Annotated in this window: 14 protein-coding genes; 5 read left to right on the plus strand and 9 right to left on the minus strand. The window is 60.9% G+C overall.

Translation table 11 applies throughout. The features are described from left to right. Window positions 1-158 precede the first annotated feature (158 nt). A complete protein-coding gene (locus LKD23_RS06180; RefSeq protein WP_227620915.1) occupies window positions 159-947 on the plus strand; it encodes a DUF975 family protein in 789 nt (262 codons plus the stop codon). Window positions 948-1,120: 173 nt separating this feature from the next. Here LKD23_RS06180 and LKD23_RS06185 read toward each other — a convergent pair whose 3' ends face one another. From LKD23_RS06185 to LKD23_RS06220, 8 genes are all read right to left on the minus strand, one after another. Continuing rightward, a complete protein-coding gene (locus tag LKD23_RS06185) occupies window positions 1,121-3,439 on the minus strand; it encodes a glycosyl hydrolase family 28 protein (protein WP_227620916.1) in 2,319 nt (772 codons plus the stop codon). 303 nt (window positions 3,440-3,742) lie between these two features. Continuing rightward, window positions 3,743-4,738 carry a TPM domain-containing protein gene (locus LKD23_RS06190; protein ID WP_227620917.1) on the minus strand — a complete coding sequence of 332 codons (996 nt, stop codon included), beginning with the start codon at window positions 4,736-4,738 and terminating at the stop codon, window positions 3,743-3,745. Then, entirely contained in the window at window positions 4,735-5,490 is a 756-nt protein-coding gene (locus LKD23_RS06195) for a LemA family protein (RefSeq protein WP_227620918.1), read from the minus strand. The genes LKD23_RS06190 and LKD23_RS06195 overlap by 4 nt, the downstream gene beginning before the upstream one ends. 1 nt (window position 5,491) lies before the next feature. Next, entirely contained in the window at window positions 5,492-6,643 is a 1,152-nt protein-coding gene (locus LKD23_RS06200; RefSeq protein ID WP_227620919.1) for a toxic anion resistance protein, read from the minus strand. A 300-nt stretch (window positions 6,644-6,943) separates the two neighbouring features. Next, complete coding sequence (locus LKD23_RS06205; protein ID WP_227620920.1) at window positions 6,944-7,570, minus strand: 5-bromo-4-chloroindolyl phosphate hydrolysis family protein; 627 nt, start codon at window positions 7,568-7,570, stop codon at window positions 6,944-6,946. Window positions 7,571-7,663: 93 nt separating this feature from the next. Then, complete coding sequence (locus tag LKD23_RS06210) at window positions 7,664-8,161, minus strand: DNA-deoxyinosine glycosylase (RefSeq protein WP_227620921.1); 498 nt, start codon at window positions 8,159-8,161, stop codon at window positions 7,664-7,666. Continuing rightward, the gene (locus tag LKD23_RS06215) at window positions 8,158-9,036 is read right to left on the minus strand and encodes an HAD family hydrolase (RefSeq protein WP_227620922.1); all 879 of its coding nucleotides are present in this window, start codon (window positions 9,034-9,036) and stop codon (window positions 8,158-8,160) included. The genes LKD23_RS06210 and LKD23_RS06215 overlap by 4 nt, the downstream gene beginning before the upstream one ends. A 339-nt stretch (window positions 9,037-9,375) precedes the next feature. Beyond that, entirely contained in the window at window positions 9,376-10,263 is an 888-nt protein-coding gene (locus LKD23_RS06220; RefSeq protein ID WP_227620923.1) for a putative manganese transporter, read from the minus strand. 305 nt (window positions 10,264-10,568) lie between these two features. On the opposite strand from LKD23_RS06220, the gene LKD23_RS12870 reads away from it, so the two are divergent. Both LKD23_RS12870 and LKD23_RS06225 read left to right on the plus strand, forming a co-directional pair. Further along, window positions 10,569-10,703, plus strand: coding sequence for a hypothetical protein (locus tag LKD23_RS12870; protein ID WP_255668139.1), 135 nt, complete (start codon window positions 10,569-10,571; stop codon window positions 10,701-10,703). A 136-nt stretch (window positions 10,704-10,839) separates the two neighbouring features. Continuing rightward, the gene (locus tag LKD23_RS06225; RefSeq protein WP_227620924.1) at window positions 10,840-12,129 is read left to right on the plus strand and encodes an O-acetylhomoserine aminocarboxypropyltransferase/cysteine synthase family protein; all 1,290 of its coding nucleotides are present in this window, start codon (window positions 10,840-10,842) and stop codon (window positions 12,127-12,129) included. A gap of 234 nt (window positions 12,130-12,363) precedes the next feature. On the opposite strand, the gene LKD23_RS06230 is transcribed toward LKD23_RS06225, so the two are convergent. Next, complete coding sequence (locus LKD23_RS06230) at window positions 12,364-13,749, minus strand: TrpB-like pyridoxal phosphate-dependent enzyme (RefSeq protein WP_227620925.1); 1,386 nt, start codon at window positions 13,747-13,749, stop codon at window positions 12,364-12,366. 738 nt (window positions 13,750-14,487) lie between these two features. On the opposite strand from LKD23_RS06230, the gene LKD23_RS06235 reads away from it, so the two are divergent. Beyond that, window positions 14,488-15,423: a ribonuclease Z gene (locus tag LKD23_RS06235; protein ID WP_227620926.1), complete on the plus strand. Its 936-nt coding sequence runs from the start codon at window positions 14,488-14,490 to the stop codon at window positions 15,421-15,423. After that, window positions 15,420-16,649, plus strand: a complete 1,230-nt coding sequence (locus tag LKD23_RS06240) for a CCA tRNA nucleotidyltransferase (RefSeq protein WP_227620927.1) — start codon at window positions 15,420-15,422, stop codon at window positions 16,647-16,649. The genes LKD23_RS06235 and LKD23_RS06240 overlap by 4 nt, the downstream gene beginning before the upstream one ends. Window positions 16,650-16,699 lie beyond the last annotated feature (50 nt).

Genomic DNA, 16,699 nt, shown 5'->3' on the forward strand with positions numbered 1-16,699 from the left:
TTCGCTTGAAGGTGTCATCAGCGAAAGATTCTATCGAACCATCCGCTTTTTCCATTCCTGTCGCAATTTTTTCAACGCTTCAAACGTATCTAAATTAAAGTGGCATATCATCTCCCTTTTCACACATCCTTGCCGTTTTCAGACAGGAGGTTGCTTTTATGAAAGTATCTGCCGACTATCGTATGCTCGCTCTCGATGCCCTGCGCGGAAAATGGAAAACTGCTGTTCTGACAGGCATTGCCGCCAGTGCGCTCGGTGCTACCATTTCGAGCAGTTCCAACAGCATCGCATCCAATTCCAAGCAGGGAACGGACATCCATTTTGAACTGTTCTCCCAGCCCAACGGCGGTCGGCTGCTTGCTGTTCTGCTTGCCGGCATTGGCCTGTGGGCAATCCTCCAACTGATCGTGGGCGGTGCAGTTCAGCTGGGATATGCTCGTTTTAATCTGAACCTTGTGGATGGAAAGGATGCGGCCTTCTCGGATCTGTTCTCGCAGAAAGACCGTCTGTGGGATGGCTTCTGCATGAAGATCCTGCAGGGACTGTACATCGTCCTCTGGTCGCTGCTGTTGGTGATTCCGGGAATCGTGAAAATATACAGCTATGCGATGACACCTTACATCATGGCCGAGCATCCTTCGCTGACCGCAAATGAAGCAATCACAGAATCCCGACGGATCATGGGCGGCAACAAATGGCGGCTGTTTTGTCTGGATCTCAGCTTCATTGGCTGGGAGCTGCTCTGTGCGCTGCCACTGTATGCCGGCTATTTCCTATTTCTAAACAATTTCTCCGGTTCGGAAGCGATGGCAATTTCCATTGTTCTTCTGCTGGCAATCCCATTGAGCATTGGTTTTTTCTTCGTGCGCCCCTATGAGGAAGCTGCATGGGCCACGTTCTACCGCGATATTACCGCAGCACCTACCGAACCGGATGAAGCATATTGATTTTTAGAACACCAATTCATGCTGAGAAAGCAAGAAAAAGGGGCTGTTGCACCGGGTTTTATCCTTGTGCAACAGCCCCTTTTTGTGCGTCGTTTCAGCAGGGATACAAAACTCCCCGCCGGGAGCACGCGGGATGCTTCCGGCGGGGAGGAGTTAGGAGGAGGCTGAAAAAATTATTTGTTGTTGAAATCGGAGATGCGCTCCACGATGCGGATCAGATCTTCCAGAGGGGTCTTTTCCTTGGGCAGGTAGCTGTTGCCGGTCTTGGCGGTGACAAAGCCGAAGTAGGCGCTGGCACCCACGTTGGACTTGTACACGGACTCGATCTGGCTGGCGTCGTCGAACTTCGGCTGAGTGCCCAGCGTCTCGTTGTAAGGCACGCCGCAGGACAGCAGAGCGATGTGGCCCATCTCGTCGCGGTCGATGGTGGCATCGGGCAGGAAAGCGGTGCGCTTTGCACCTTCAGAGCTGGTGACACCGGCGTTGTACAGAGTGCCCTGTGCGATGGCGCTGGTGGGGTCTTTCAGCTCGATCATGCCAGCCTCGACCACAGCGGCGATGACGCCGTAATCCGGGTCGCTTGCGGGAACGTCGGAGATCGTGACCGGTGCAGACGGGGCGGTCAGATTCCACAGCTTGCCCAGCATCTTGGCGCATTCGCGCTTGGTGATGGGGCGGTTCAAGTCAAGTGCGTCGTTCTCGTCGATGTAACCCTTGGAGGCAGCGCGCAGCAGCTCGGCATCATTGGTGGTGCCGGCGATCTCGGCGCTCCGCAGCACTTTGTAGGGGATGCTGGCGTCCTGATTGCCGCTCCGGTCGGTGGAGACGAACTTGATGTACTTTCCGGCCAGATAAGAGGGAACCGCATAGCTGCGGCGGATGCGGAAGAAATGGTAATCGCCGTCGGCGCTGTCCGAGATCAGCCACTTGCTGCTCAGGTCGGTATCTTCGCCGCCCAGCAGGGTGGAGCTGCCCTCAATGCGCTGGCCCGGGACAGGAACGCCGAGGATCTTGGTCTCCACGGGACGGGGGTAGGTCTTGCCGTTGATGGTCACGTTCTCCATGACGGGGTCTTCCCAGTTCAGAGCGCGGATGTCGGTGCCGACGTTGGAGATGTTCACATTGCGGAACACCAGACCAGTGATGGGAACTTCCTCAAAGGCCTCCATGAAGATGCCGTACTCGCCGCCGCTGCTGGTCAGGTTCTCGATGGTGATGTTCTTGAACTGAGGCAGATAATCACCATCACGGCCCACATCGTACAGCATGGTGGCGTGGACGACGGCGTTGCCGACGGATTTGACCTTGGAGTTGCGCAGATAGATGTTCTCCACAGCGCCGCCGCGCTCTGCGTTGGTCTTGAAGCGCAGGGCGTAGTTCAGAGTGGGGCTGTCGAAGGTGTTGTTGTCTGCGAACAGGTTCTTGATGCCGCCGCTCATCTCGCTGCCGCAGGCGATGCCGCCGTGGCCGTCTGCGAAGGTGTTGTTGCGGATGATGAGGTTCTGGGTGGGATGACCGGCCTCGCCCAGCTCACGGCCATCGCGGTTGCGGCCGGCCTTGACGGCGATGCAGTCGTCACCGGTGTTGAAGAAGCAGTTCTCGATCAGGACGTAGTTGCAGTTTTCGGGGTCACAGCCGTCGTTGTTGTAGCCGTGGGTGTCGATGGTGACGCCGCGGGCGGTGAAGTTGGTGCAGAGGACGGGGTTCAGCTCCCACATGGGAGAGTTGGCGATGGTGACGCCCTCGACCAGGACGTTGGTGCACTCGATGGGCTGGTAGAAGTTGGGGCGCAGATAGTGGCCTTCGCCGAAGATACGCTCCTCTGCGGGGGTGCCATTGTCGGTCATCTTGCGCAGCAGCTTGGCATCGGCGCTGCTGGGTCTGGTGATGGTGCCGTCCGGGTTGACGGTACGGGACCAGTTCCACCAGTTGTTCTTGTCAGCCTGACCGTCGAGGGTACCCTTGCCGGTCAGAGCGATGTTCTCCTGCTGATAGGCGTAGATCAGCGGGCTCCAGTTGTACAGCTTGGAGCCTTCGTAGTGGGCGAACACCAGCGGGTAGTTGGCCGGGGTGATGTCCCGGGTGAAGCGCAGGATGGTGTCCTTGCTTTCCAGATGCAGGTTGACATTGCTCTTGAGGGTGATGGCGCCGACGTCATACACACCGGAAGGGATGACGACCGTGCCGCCGCCGTGGGCGCTGGTCTCATCGATGGCGCGCTGGATGGCTGCGGTGTCCAGTTTACCGTCGTTGGGGACGGCACCGTAGTCCAGAACATTGACCGTGTAGGCAGGGAATACGGGGTCAGAAATGTGGGTCAGGATCTCTTCGGCCATGTCCCAAGACAGGTCGTTGGAGTTGGTAGCAGCAGGAGTGACCTTGCGCAGGCAATTCTCGTCTGCGGCTGCTGCATGAGGCAGGCTGGAAAGGAGCAGTGCGGCAGAGGTCGCACCGGCAGAGGTGAGAAACTGACGGCGAGTGATTTTTTTCATGATACAATACTCCTTACACTTCGTGCGGGTTGAAGGACGCATCCCTTCGCAGGCGGTGCGCTCCGTAAGATGGCTAAAGTATAGTAAAGATCTCACAAAATTTCAACGGCAGATGAAAAATGCCCTAGTTTTTTAAAGAAAGTATTGAAATATATCAGTTATCTTGCATAAGATTCCGGAAGACATGGTTTCGGGAGGATGGAAAAGCGGAGGAGGAAAAGGCAAAAAATAACACCAGCGCGGCAGATGTGATACGAGATCGCATCTGCCGCGCTGGTGGCTCGATCCAAAATCAAAAAATGTTCAGCGTCCGCGTCCTGCGCCGCCGCCGTGGCTGCTGCCGCCGCCCATGCCGCCAAAGCTGCCGCCGCTGCGGCCAGCTCCGCCGAAACCGGAGCCGCCGCCCATACCGCCAAAGTCCCCGAAACCGCCTCCACGGGGAGGCCGAGGCCCGCGCGGGCCTCTCGGGCCGCGGGGACCGCCGCCGTAGAAACCGCCGCCGGGGCCGAAGTCATCGTAAGGGCCGCGCGGAGGACGGGGGCCTCTGCGCCGCCGTGCGCCGAACCAGCCGAAGGGACCCCAGTACCAGCCAAAGGAGTGGCCGAGGGGGGTGATGAAGACAAAGAAGAGGGCGATGGTCACGATGATATAAGCCAGCAGCTCAAAAAGCCCTCCGATGATGTTTCCCAAAGAGGCGTGTGCCGGATGGCTGGGGTTCGGGACTGCATTTCCGTCGGGAGAAATGGTGGCACCGTTCAGGCTGACGCCATAGACCTCCGCAATGGTGTTTGCCACATTGGTGGCGCAAGTGAGGACGGCGGCGTCGTACTTCTTGGCGGCGAAGTCGTCCTCCATCGTCTGCACGAGGGTGCTTGCCTGATCGGCCAGCATGGTGCTGCGGAAGCCGTCGCCGTAGGTCAGGTAGTAGTCGCCGTCGGCGTACTGGGCCGACTGCATCACCAGCAGGATGAGCACGCCGTTATTCTTGCTGCCGATGCCCCAAGCGTTGAAGGCCGCTGTGGCGTAGTCCTCGGTGGTGGCGCTGCCGGTGTAATCCACGGTCAGTACGCCGATCTGTGCACCGTCACAGCTGGCCGAGAGCTGTGCGTTGATGGTCTCAAGCTCGGTGGTGGTGCTGTCGCTCAGGACACCGGCGTCGTCCACGACGCACTTGTCCTTCGGCAGGCTGGGCAGCTGGATGGTGGCAGCAGAAGCTGCCGGGGCCAGCGCCGTGAGGCTCACCACGACAACAAGGAACAGGGCCGCCATCCGGCGGGAGAGCGTTTTCATCGTCTTCATGCGAAAAGTTCCACCTCCTGTACGCCGAACAGCCTACCCAGCAGATTGGCCGGGAAGCCGCCGACGTCGCTTTGATAGCTCTGGACTGCGTCGTTATAATGCAGGTTGCTGAGGATGGTCTGGGCGCTGTTGAACTGGCTGTACTGCCCCTGCACCGCGCCCATCTCCATGGGGTCTGCGGCCTGCTCCTGCAGTTTCGCGTAGAGCTGGCCGATGGCCGTGCCCAGCGCCTCGTTCGACTGGTAGAGCATGTGCATCCTGCCGCCGGTATAAACGCTCAGAGAGTCCAGTGCGTGGGTCTTGCCGTCGGACTGCACCGCCCCGAGGCAGGCGGAAAAGGAGTCCAGCGCGGCCTGAGCCGTCTGCACCTCGGCGCTGTCAGCGCCCAGCGTATTGGACGCCGTGGTGATGATATTGGCGGCCGTGTTGAGCCGTGTGGTCAATTCCTCATTCAGGGTATAGCCGCTGTCTGCGGCCACGCCGGTGGAGAACCAGCCCTTGGCCGCAGCGTACTTGGCCCGGACCTTCGCTCCGCCAAAGCCGACAAAGCACCCCAGCATCACCACGATGCTCAGGATGACGGCCACGGCCTGCCTGCCCAGCGCGGCGGGCAGAGCTTTTTCAAGGTTGGCCAGCTTCTGCTGGAAGGGCGTCAGCCGAACTTCCTCCTCGGCAGGCTTTGCGGCACGGTAGCTGGAAGCGTCAAAGCCGCCGGTCGTATTCGGTTGTCTGGAAAAATCTGCGTTTGCCATTTCAGCTCCGGATCTCCATCATCTTCTGTTTCAGCTCATCTTCGATGCGGGTCAGCTCCTGCTCGGCGGCGGCACGCTTTGCGCGGCCCTCGCGCTGGATCTTGTTCAGCTCGTCCAGCGTCTCGATGAGGCTCTTGTTGGTCTGCTGCAGGGTCTCGATGTCCACCACGCCGCGCTGGGACTCCTTGGCCGTCTCGATGGTGCCCATCTTGAGGGCGTCGGCGTTCTTCTTCAGCAGCTCGTTGGTCATGTCGGTGACGGCGCGCTCGGCCTGCATGGCCTGCTGGCTGTGTGCCAGACCCAGCGCCAGCACCATTTGGTTCTTCCACAGGGGGATGGTGTTGACGATGGTGGACTGGATCTTTTCGGCCATCATGGAGTTGTTGTTCTGCAAAAGCCGGATCTGGGGACCCATTTGTAAGCTGATGGTGCGGGTCAGCTCGAGGTCATAGAGCTTTTTCTCGAACCGCTCGCACTGGTCGGCGAGGTCGCGGGCTTTCTGCGCATCCTCGGGCTGGCCGGAGGCCTTGGCCTTATCCATGGCCTGCTGCAGCTCGTTTGCGCGGAAATCGGCCAGCTTTTTCTTGCCGGCGAGGATATACATACTCAGCTCTTTGAAGTAGGCCATGTTCAGATCATACATCTTATCCAGCATGGCGATGTCCTTGAGCAGCTGCACCTGATGCTTCTCGAGGGCAGACTGGATGGTCTCGACATTCGTCTCGGCCTTGTTGTACTTGGTCTTCATGCTGTCGAGCTGACTGCCCTTTTTCTTGAAGAAGCCGAGGATGCCCTTTTCCTCCTCGGCGGCGTCGAAGCTCTTCAGCTCGCCGATGAGGTCGGTGATCATGCCGCCCACCTCGCCGAGGTCTTTGGTGGACACCTTAGAAAGGGCTGCCTCCGAGAAGTCGCCGATCTTCTTCTGGCAGGCAGAGCCGTACTGGAGCACCTGCTGGCTGTTGGTGATGTCGATCTTCTGGGCGAAGGAGTCCACCATCGCCTGTTCCTCGGGGGTCAGCCTGACCTGCTGCTCGGGCGCGGGGGCCTCAACAGGCTCCGGCTGCTTTTCTTCCGCAGGGGCTTCCACCGGGTCGAGGGTCAGGGTGGGGACTGCGGGTGCGTCGAGATCGAAATTGAACGTGTTGTCAGCCATGGGGGATTCCTTCCTTTCCAATAAAACGATGCATTCACAAACAAAGGCCCTGCTCTGTACAACCTCTCAGTCTGCTTCGCAGACAAGGCCGGGTTGCGGCTCCCAGCGTCTGCTGCGCTGTCGCTTGCATCCTGCTGGCCGCGGCCCCAACGGCGACTCCCTGTTTCCGCCGCTGGCGGCGGTCGTCGCCGTTGCCCCTTGTAGGGGAGCCTCTGGCGAAGAGGGAAACTTTCCGGTATGCCAAGGCCTCCCCTCGATAGGGGAGGTGGCATCGCGCAGCGATGACGGAGAGGTTTGGCCTCAACTCAGCCCTTGTCCTTTGAGCATATTCTGCAATACTGTCAGGTCTGCCGAGAGATCCATGCTCTCGGCGGCATACAGCGCATCCAGCTGGTTCTCGAATGCGGTGGCGATGGAGGCCGCGTTGTGCTCCACCTCCGACCGGATGGCGGCGGCGTTTTCGCCCCGCACGCCCTGACGGGCGAGTCTGGCGTACTGCTCGAGGATGTTCACCGCGTCGGGCAGGTAGTAGTTCGCAAAGCGGCGCACCTGCTTGGCCTTGGCGGGGCTGGTCTCCACCGTCTCCACGATGGAGCGGCCCGCCTTTTCCATCCGGGTCATGGCGGCGGAAAGCTCCGGGTCGGGCAGAGCCTCGTTCAGTGCGTGGAGGGCGTCCAGCTTCTGCTGGATGTCGGCCAGCATCTCGTCCACATCGCCGCTGCCGGTGTGGAAGGGCACTTCGTGCTCCACCACCCGGGGCGGGCAGATTTTCTGGGCCGCACCAAAGGCCGCGCCAGCGCAGCCCAGCGCCACCAGCAGTGCCCACAGCTTATAGACCGGCAGCACGGCACACAGCACCGCGAACACCAGCGCCGCCGCATACCACGGCAGGACGCTGGGTTTTGTGGTGCGGATCACTTTGCTCATGGGGGTTCTCCTTTCCCGAAGGGGCCGGCTGCCCCTTGTACTCTTCCATAATAAATCCTTTTCTCCATAAAACGCAAGCGTTTCATGAATAATTTACAGGTTCGAAACGGTTATATAATCTTTGAGGGCCGCGCCCCAGACCTCCCGCAGCTTTTCGGGGCGGCAGGCGGCGTTGGCGGGGCTGGTGCTGGGCAACTTGACCGCCGGGATGCCGGACACCGGCAGCAGATACTTTGTATAGATGCGGTGGGCCGTGGCCCCGTTGCAGAACACCGCCTCGATGGGCGCTTTGGCTAAGAGAGAGGCAATGTCGTTGGGCACGACATCCCGGATGGAGGCATCCGACGCGCCGGTGATGGTGCAGCTTTCCAGCGTGTCCCAGAGGGCGAGGCCGTGGCGGAGGATGAGGCCCTTTTTGGCCTCGATGTCCTCCCGGGCGGGGACAGGCTCGCCGGTGAGGGCGGCCATCATGGGCCAGAAGCGGTTCTGTGGGTGGCCGTAATAGAAGGCCATCTCCCGGCTCTTGGGGCTGGGCCATGTGCCGAGGATGAGGGCGCGGCTGCTCTCGGAATAGACCGGTGCGAAGCTCATCGTTCCATCGTCTCCCACGCAGAGCCGAGGTTGCGGCTGGACGGCTCTGCCCTCGGGCCGTCGAACCACAGCTCTTCGATGAGGGCGGAAAGACCGTCCTCCCGCACATCGCCGATGATGCGGTCGGCGGCGGCTTTGGCGTCGTCGGTGCCGTTGGACATACAGCAGCCGAGGCCGGCGGCCTTCAGCATCTCCACGTCATTGGCGGAGTCGCCCGCCGCCACGGCCTCGGCGAGGGAGAGGCCCATCTTCTCGCAGAGGTCTGCGAGGCCCGCGCCCTTGTCGATCCCACCCCGCACGATGTCATAGAAGTGGGAGCCGTCGGGCAGCTGGCCGCCCGTCTGCATGAAGTGAAGGCCGAGGTGGCCGTACTTTTCGTGGAACCGCTCCAGCGCCCCCTCGGGGAAGAGGCAGAACGCCGCGTGGGGCATATCGATGAGGTGGCGGTCCTGGTCTTCGCCGTCCACGCAGTCCAGACCGACGCTGTTCATCTGGGTGTAACAGCTGCGGAGCGTCTCATACTCGCAGTAAGCATAGTATGCGTCCCGGAAATTGAATTGCAGCGGATAGTTGTAATCCTCGCAGAAATCCACCAGCGCGTACATCTCCTCGTTGGTCATGGGATGCTCGGCGACGATGGTGCCGTTTCGGTCCACGACACAGGCACCGTTGCAGGTGATGGCGTAGTCGAACCGGATGCCGCCCAGCTGGCCTTTCCGGTTGATGGCAGACCATGCCCGGCCGGTGCTCAGCACGAACTTTCCCCCGGAGGCCTGAAGTTTCTTCACGGCCTTGACTACCGCCGGGCGGGGCTGGCTCTCACCGAAGGGGACGAGGGTGTTGTCATAATCGCTTGCGAGGATCTTATACTGCATGGTGTTCTCCTTACTATACTTCTGTATGAGCTGAGTATATCACAAAATGGGGGATTTGTCTCAAGAATATGCCGTTAAAAGCCTCTCCCTTTGGGAGCAACAGCTCTGACCGCCGCCAGTGGCGGAAACAGGAAAGAGCTGTTGGGGCCGCGGCCAGCAAGACGCAAGTGCCTTTCAGAGCACGAAGCGGATGCTGGGTGCCGCAACCCGGGCTGTGGCAATGCGAAGCAAAGACAGAGAGGGCAAGGCTGTGAAGAGAAAGGCTTTTTTTCACGATAAAAGAAAACATCCGCACTCCCCCGTTCAGAGAAGAAATGCGGATGCTGAAAAATAGAAAGCTCAGACGATAAACGCGACCACGATCTGGATGCCCACGCCCACAGCTGCGCCGCAGGCCCACGTCAGACCGGTGATGAAGAGGTTCTGCTTCCACGAGGGGTTCGCCCGCCACAGCACAGCGAGGCCCACGCCTGCGCCGGTGCACAGACCGGCAACGAGGCTCGAGAAGCGGAGCGCACCCTCGACATAGAGCTGGGTCAGGAGGACGCTGGCGGCGCAGTTGGGCACGAGACCCACCAGCGCGGCCATCACCGGCTGGAAAAAGCCCATCCGGCCCAGCACGGCGGCAAAGACGTCCTCGCCCACGCCCTCGACGATGAGGCCGAACACAAGGCTGAAGGCGAAGATAAAGACGAAGATCTCGAGGGTGTGGCGGAGCGCGGCCTTCCAGATGGGCTGGGGCTGGCCCTGCTCATCGCTGTGCTCCTCGTGGCAGTCTACCTCATCGGCGTGGCCGGTGTAGCCGCCCCGCAGGCTGCGGGGCAGGGCCTTGCGGAGGACGAAGTCCAGCATAAAGCCCACAAAGATGGCGTAGACGACCTTAATGACCATCAGCAGAGCCAGCTTGTCCCAGTAGGCGGGCATGGACACCAGCAGGGGGATGGCCTCGTCGCTGGTAGCAAGATAGACGGCCATCAGCGTGCCCAGCGTGATGACGCGGGAGGCGTAGAAGTTGGATGCGATGGCCGAGAAGCCGCACTGGGGCACGCAGCCCAGAACGGCCCCCGGGACAGCGCCCCAGCGTCCGCCGCCGGCCAGCAGAGTCTCGATGCGCTCGCCGTGGCGGGTCTCCACATATTCAATAAAGAGATAGGCTAAAAACAGGAAGGGGAGCATCTTGGCGGTGTCCACCAGAGACTCGGCCAGTACATCCAGAAAAAGTTCCATCGTGATACCTCGTGATTGATGATAAAGTATGGGGAAGGTGTGTTCCGCCGAAAATTTGCTTTAGTTGCCTAAATTGCAACCTGATTGCATTTTAGGCGCAGGAAAGAGTATACACGCATTCTGAGTGAAATGCAAGACCAAAATGCAATCTTTTTGCATTTTTCGAAAAAGAATGACTTTTTAAAACTTTTTGAAAGGAAATCGGATAAAACCTATTGACAATGTGGGTATAGGAGGATATAATGCAAGCAACAAAACTACACGCCTTGTAGGTTGAGTGGAAATTCAGAAAGGAGGGTACTCAAATGACGCTGATCTGGAAAAATCTTCTGCACGCCAACTTCCGCTGTGGGCGAATGTACAGCGCCCGGGCTGAGAAAGAAACTCTGAGCCAAAGCTGTACGGTGCCCTCTATGCCGCGAATGCGCGAGCGAATGTGACGCCCAAGACAGACAAAAGGTTCTGAGTGGAGAACGATTTCTTTGCCCGGCAGACGAAAGGTGAGAACTCCCACGCTGCCGGGTATTTTTATGAGTTAAAATAATACTTTGAGTACAAATAGAGAGGGAAAATACTATGTCTGATTATAAGTTTGAGACTCTGCAGCTCCATGTTGGTCAGGAGCAGGCCGACCCCGCCACCGATTCCCGCGCCGTCCCCATCTACCAGACCACCTCCTACGTCTTCCGCAACAGCCAGCACGCCGCTGACCGCTTCGGTCTGGCCGACGCCGGAAACATCTATGGCCGTCTGACCAACTCCACGCAGGACGTGTTCGAGAAGCGCATCGCGGCGCTCGAGGGCGGCGTCGCTGCTCTGGCCACCGCTTCCGGCGCGGCGGCCATCACCTACACCATCGAGGCGCTGGCGCAGGCCGGCGACCACATCGTGGCCCAGAAGACCATCTATGGCGGCAGCTACAACCTGCTGGAGCACACCCTGACCCAGTTCGGCGTCACCACCACCTTCGTGGATGCACATGACCTGAAAGAGGTCGAGAATGCGATCCAGCCCAACACCAAGGCTGTCTACCTCGAGACTCTGGGCAACCCCAACAGTGACATCCCCGACATCGACGCCATCGCGGCCATCGCCCACAAGCACGGCCTGCCGCTGGTCATTGATAACACCTTCGGCACCCCGTACCTCATCCGTCCCATCGAGCACGGCGCGGACATCGTCGTCCACTCGGCCACCAAGTTCATCGGCGGCCACGGCACCACGCTGGGCGGCATCATCGTGGACAGCGGCAAGTTTGACTGGAAGGCCAGCGGCAAGTACGGCAACATCGCTGCCCCCAACCCCAGCTACCACGGCGTGTCCTTTGCGGACGCCGCCGGCCCTGCCGCCTTTGTCACCTACATCCGCGCCATCCTGCTGCGTGATACCGGCGCTACCATCTCTCCCTTCAACGCTTTCCTGCTGCTGCAGGGCACCGAGACCCTGAGCCTGCGCATCGAGCGCCATGTGGAGAACACCAAGAAGGTCGTGGAATTCCTTGCCAACCATCCGCAGGTCGAGAAGGTCAACCACCCCTCGCTGCCGGAACACCCCGACCACGCCCTGTATGAGAAGTACTTCCCCAACGGCGGCGCTTCCATCTTCACCTTCAACATCAAGGGCGGCCGTGAGGAAGCCTTCAAGTTCATCGACAACCTGAAGATCTTCTCCCTGCTGGCAAACGTGGCCGACGTCAAGAGCCTCGTCATCCACCCGGCCTCCACCACCCATAGCCAGCTGACCGACGCGGAGCTGGCCGAGCAGCAGATCTACCAGAACACCATCCGTCTGTCCATCGGCACCGAGCATATCGACGACATCATCGCTGACCTCGAGGCAGGCTTCGCAGCCGTCCGCGGCGAATAACTCCGGCGTTTCTTCCGTCCCCCGGAAGCAAGCCCCCTGAAAATGCTATTTTCTCCTCCATTCTCCTGAATTGCATAATAGAAGCGGGCAGCCGCCCTGTGTCTTGCAGGGCGGCTGGCCTGCTGTTTGCGGAATGACCGTCTGGCTCAGTGTGCAGTCATTCCGTTTTATATAAAACCACCCCCGCACAGCTTGCGCCGCGCGGGGGTGTGAGGGGAGAGGATGTTTCAGGGATTATTCGTTGCCGGGGAAGTGGGGGATGCCGTCAAAGCCCTTCTGCAGGTCGGCGTCGGTGGGGATGCAGTCGGTCATCTTGCCGTCGTGGAACTTCTCGTAGGCCACCATGTCGAAGTAGCCGGTGCCGGTGAGGCCGAAGACGATAGTTTTTGCCTCGCCCGTCTCCTTGCGCTTGAGAGCTTCGTCAATGGCGACGCGGATGGCGTGGCTGCTCTCCGGGGCGGGCAGGATGCCCTCGATGCGGGCAAACTGCTCTGCTGCCTCAAAGACGCTGGTCTGCTCCACGCTGGTGGCCTCCATCAGGCCGTCGTGGTAGAGCTGGCTGAGGATGCTGCTCATGCCGTGGTAGCGCAGGCCGCCCGCGTGGTTGGGGCTGGGGATGAAGCCGGAGCCGAGGGTGTACATCTTGGCCAGCGGGCAGACCATGCCGGTATCGCAGAAGTCGTAGACAAATTTGCCGCGGGTGAAGCTGGGACAGCTGGCCGGCTCGACGGCGATGAAGCGGTAGTCGGCCTCGCCCCGCAGCTTCTCGCCCATGAAGGGGCTGATGAGGCCGCCGAGGTTGCTGCCGCCGCCGGCGCAGCCGATGATGATGTCAGGCTTGACGCCCAGCTTGTCGAGGGCGGTCTTGGTCTCGAGGCCGATGACGCTCTGGTGGAGCAGTACCTGATTCAGTACACTGCCCAGCACATAGCGGTAGCCGGGGGTGGAGGTGGCGACTTCCACGGCCTCGCTGATGGCACAGCCGAGACTGCCGGTGGTGTCGGGGTGCTCGGCAAGGATCTTGCGGCCCACATTGGTGGTCATGCTGGGGCTGGGAGTGACCGATGCGCCGTAGGTGCGCATGACCTCGCGGCGGAAGGGTTTCTGCTCATAGCTCACCTTGACCATGTAGACCTTGCAGTCCAGCCCGAAGTAGCTGCAGGCCATGGAGAGGGCGGTACCCCACTGGCCCGCGCCCGTTTCGGTGGTCACGCCCTTGAGGCCCTGTTTCTTGGCGTAGTAAGCCTGCGCGATGGCGCTGTTCAGCTTGTGGCTGCCGCTGGTGTTGTTGCCTTCGAATTTATAGTAGATCTTCGCCGGGGTGCCGAGGGCCTCTTCCAGTCGGTAGGCGCGGCACAGAGGACTCGGACGGTACATCCGGTAGTATTCCCGGATCTCGTCCGGGATGGGGATGTAGGCCGTGGTGTCGTCCAGTTCCTGCTGTACCAGCTCATCGCAGAAAACGCCGTCCAGCTCCTTGGCCGTCATGGGCTTGAGGGTGCCGGGGTTCAGCAGGGGAGCGGGCTTGTTTTTCATATCGGCCCGCACATTGTACCATGCGGTGGGCAGCTCCGATTCTTCCAGATAAAACTTGTACGGGATGTTCGCTTCGGTCTTCATAAGGCTTGTCCTTTCCGGGCCGGATGCATATGCCGGCCCTTGCTTGCGGGACAAGAGGGAAAAATAAAAACCGCTCCTGTCCCAAAACACATTGCGTGAATTGGGACAAGAGCGGATAAAATACTCCTGCGGTGCCACCCAATCTTGACAGGAATGACCCTGCCCACTCGTGATATGCCAACACATACCGGCTTTGTTCACGGAGACGCTCTCCGTCGCCCCTACTGCGCATAAAAATGCGGTTCGGTTTGCCCTCAAAAGCCCATTCTCATCCGCGCCCACACTGCCCGGTCTCAGCTGCCCCGGTGCTCTCTGTACTGGTGAGTTTTGCGGTGGTACTTATGCTTTCTCACTGGTTTGGTGGGATTTTATCACCTCACGAAAGTGAAGTCAATACCTTTTCTGAAAAAATTTTGAGAGGCGGAAAGCGAAGTCGTACTACTACCTGAAACCTGCGCGAGGGGGATGAACACCAGCCGCCCCCGGGGGCTGTACACCACTCCGGGAGAGCAGCTGTAGAGCAGAAAGAGGGCCGCCGCGGCTGCTGCCAGAAGGAGCAGAAGCCCCCGATGGTGGAACGATAGAACACGATGCCCGGGCCGCTGACGCCGCATACAAGACCCCTCCCTTTCTCGTTTGGCCCATCCTATGCCCGCTGGAGCGGCGGTGTGCGATTGTGCCGGGACGAAGAGTGTGGTACACTATAGCCATCAAGATTTTTGTGATACGGAGAGACTTATGCTGACCATTACACTGCTGGGCACGGCGGCCACCATGCCCCTGCCCGACCGCGCACTTACGGCGGCGGTGGCCGAATGCGGAGGGCACAGCCTTTTGCTCGACTGCGGCGAGGGCACCCAGACCGCCGCCCGCCGGGCTGGGGTCAACCTGATGAAGCTGGACGCCATCTGCCTGACCCACTACCACGGCGACCACATCTTCGGCCTGCCGGGGCTGCTGCAGACGCTGGGCTGTCAGGGTCGTACCCGCCCGCTGGCGCTGTACGGCCCGAAAGGCCTCGGCGAGGTCTGGGCCGCGCTGCGGGTGCTGACCGGGCCGCTGCCCTATCCGGTCTGCCCCGAGGTGCTGGATGCCCCGGCGGCGCTCCGGGAGCGCTTCGGCGGCTGGCCGCAGGGGGCAAAGCTGACGCCTGTCCCCACCCGCCACCGGGTCACGAGTCAGGGCTACCGCCTCGACCTGCCCCGGGCCGGGCGCTTTTCGCCCGAGAAGGCCCGGGCGCTGGGGGTGCCGGTGCAGCAGTGGAAGGCACTTCAGCAGGGCCAGAGCGTTGCGCTGGCCGACGGCAGCAGAGCAGCGCCGGAATCGGTCCTCGGCCCGGCCCGGCAGGGTCTGAGCTTCCTCTTTTCGGGAGACACGGCTCCCTGCGCCGCACTGGAACAGGCCGCAGCGGGGGTGGACCTTCTGCTCTGCGACGCCACCTACGCCCTGCCCGAGCAGGCCGCACAGGCGAAGCAGTACGGCCACAGCACCTTTGGCCAGAGCGCGGCCCTCGCTGCAAAGGCCGGTGCAAAACGGCTCTGGCTCGTCCACTATTCGCCCATGATCACCGACCCGGAGGAGGAGCTTGCGCAGGCCCAGAGCCTCTTCCCGGCGGCGGAGTGCGGCTTCGACGGCAAGAGCATTGCGCTTCAGTATGAGGAGGAAGGCGAATGAACATCGTTCTGGAACCCGGTGCCGCCGCCCTTCTGGATGCGCTGCACCGGGCAGGCTTTGGGGCCTACGCCGTGGGCGGCTGTGTCCGGGACAGCCTGCTGGGCCTTGCGCCCCACGACTGGGACCTCTGTACTGCTGCCCGCCCCGGGCAGGTGATGGAGCTGTTCGGAGAAGACCGGTGCATCCCCACCGGCTTGCAGCACGGCACCGTCACCGTCAAGCGGGATGGAAAGCTGTATGAGATCACCACCTTTCGCACCGAGGGCCGCTATTCCGATGGCCGCCACCCCGACAGCGTGGCCTTTGTACCTGACCTCCGGGAGGATCTGGCCCGGCGGGACTTTACCATCAACGCGATGGCCTACAGCGCCGAGGAGGGCCTGTGCGACCCCTTCGGCGGGCGGGAAGACCTTGCCCGGGGCGTGGTGCGGGCGGTCGGTGAGCCGCTGCGCCGCTTTGGGGAGGACGCCCTGCGCATCCTGCGGCTCTACCGCTTTGCGGCCCGGTTCGGCTTTGCCATCGACGAAGCCACCGAGGCGGCGGCAAAGCAGCTGGCCGCCCACCTCGACTGTGTATCGACAGAGCGCATCGAGGAGGAACTGAACAAGCTTCTGGCCGCACCACAGCCGGGGGCATACCTTGAGCCGGAGGTGCTGGCCTTCGTCCTGCCCGAGCTGCCGCCGGAGGAACTGACAAAAGCCCGGAGGCGGATCGATGCTCTTCCGGCGGGGACGGAGCAGGTGTCTGCCCGCTGGGCGGCGCTGCTGCTGCCGCTGGGTGAGACGGGGGCGAGGAAAGCGCTCAAACGCCTGAAGTGCTCGAACGCCAGGATAGACGGAGCGGCGGTTCTGGTGCGTGAGTGTGGAGAGAAAACTCCCGACACGCTGGATAAGTGTGATCTGTGCTTGCAAGCCAAATGTCTGCTGGGAAAATATGACCTCCATACTGTGCAGCAGCTGACGGCCCTCTGGACGGCCCTCGCGCCGGAAGAAAAAGCATCGTTCGATGCCCTGCGGGCCGAGGCCGAAGCGCTGACGGCGCAGAGGGCCTGCTGCCGCATCTCCCAGCTGGCCGTGAATGGCCGCGACCTGATGGCGGCGGGCGCTGCGCCCGGGCCGGGCCTGCGGCGGGTGCTGGAAGCGCTGCTGGAGGAGGTCATCACGGGCCGTCTGCCCAACGAGAAGACGGAGCTTCTGGCCTTCGCGGCCGGATTTTCTGCGTCTTGACAAGAGAAAGAAGCTGCGGTAGTATATATCTACTGTTTTAGTGTGTTATA

The sequence above is a fragment of the Faecalibacterium butyricigenerans genome (genome assembly GCF_020687345.1).
In the GTDB taxonomy this organism is placed as follows: Bacteria; Bacillota; Clostridia; order Oscillospirales; family Ruminococcaceae; genus Faecalibacterium; species Faecalibacterium butyricigenerans.

What these genes read in the sequence shown, in the direction of transcription:
- LKD23_RS06235 (WP_227620926.1), top strand. Translation starts at nt 14,488, where the DNA reads ATGCTGACCATTACACTGCTGGGCACGGCGGCCACCATGCCCCTGCCC.
- LKD23_RS06190 (WP_227620917.1), bottom strand. Translation starts at nt 4,738, where the DNA reads ATGAAGACGATGAAAACGCTCTCCCGCCGGATGGCGGCCCTGTTCCTT.
- LKD23_RS12870 (WP_255668139.1), top strand. Translation starts at nt 10,569, where the DNA reads ATGACGCTGATCTGGAAAAATCTTCTGCACGCCAACTTCCGCTGTGGG.
- LKD23_RS06215 (WP_227620922.1), bottom strand. Translation starts at nt 9,036, where the DNA reads ATGCAGTATAAGATCCTCGCAAGCGATTATGACAACACCCTCGTCCCC.
- LKD23_RS06220 (WP_227620923.1), bottom strand. Translation starts at nt 10,263, where the DNA reads ATGGAACTTTTTCTGGATGTACTGGCCGAGTCTCTGGTGGACACCGCC.
- LKD23_RS06210 (WP_227620921.1), bottom strand. Translation starts at nt 8,161, where the DNA reads ATGAGCTTCGCACCGGTCTATTCCGAGAGCAGCCGCGCCCTCATCCTC.
- LKD23_RS06225 (WP_227620924.1), top strand. Translation starts at nt 10,840, where the DNA reads ATGTCTGATTATAAGTTTGAGACTCTGCAGCTCCATGTTGGTCAGGAG.
- LKD23_RS06230 (WP_227620925.1), bottom strand. Translation starts at nt 13,749, where the DNA reads ATGAAGACCGAAGCGAACATCCCGTACAAGTTTTATCTGGAAGAATCG.
- LKD23_RS06240 (WP_227620927.1), top strand. Translation starts at nt 15,420, where the DNA reads ATGAACATCGTTCTGGAACCCGGTGCCGCCGCCCTTCTGGATGCGCTG.
- LKD23_RS06180 (WP_227620915.1), top strand. Translation starts at nt 159, where the DNA reads ATGAAAGTATCTGCCGACTATCGTATGCTCGCTCTCGATGCCCTGCGC.
- LKD23_RS06185 (WP_227620916.1), bottom strand. Translation starts at nt 3,439, where the DNA reads ATGAAAAAAATCACTCGCCGTCAGTTTCTCACCTCTGCCGGTGCGACC.
- LKD23_RS06195 (WP_227620918.1), bottom strand. Translation starts at nt 5,490, where the DNA reads ATGGCAAACGCAGATTTTTCCAGACAACCGAATACGACCGGCGGCTTT.
- LKD23_RS06200 (WP_227620919.1), bottom strand. Translation starts at nt 6,643, where the DNA reads ATGGCTGACAACACGTTCAATTTCGATCTCGACGCACCCGCAGTCCCC.
- LKD23_RS06205 (WP_227620920.1), bottom strand. Translation starts at nt 7,570, where the DNA reads ATGAGCAAAGTGATCCGCACCACAAAACCCAGCGTCCTGCCGTGGTAT.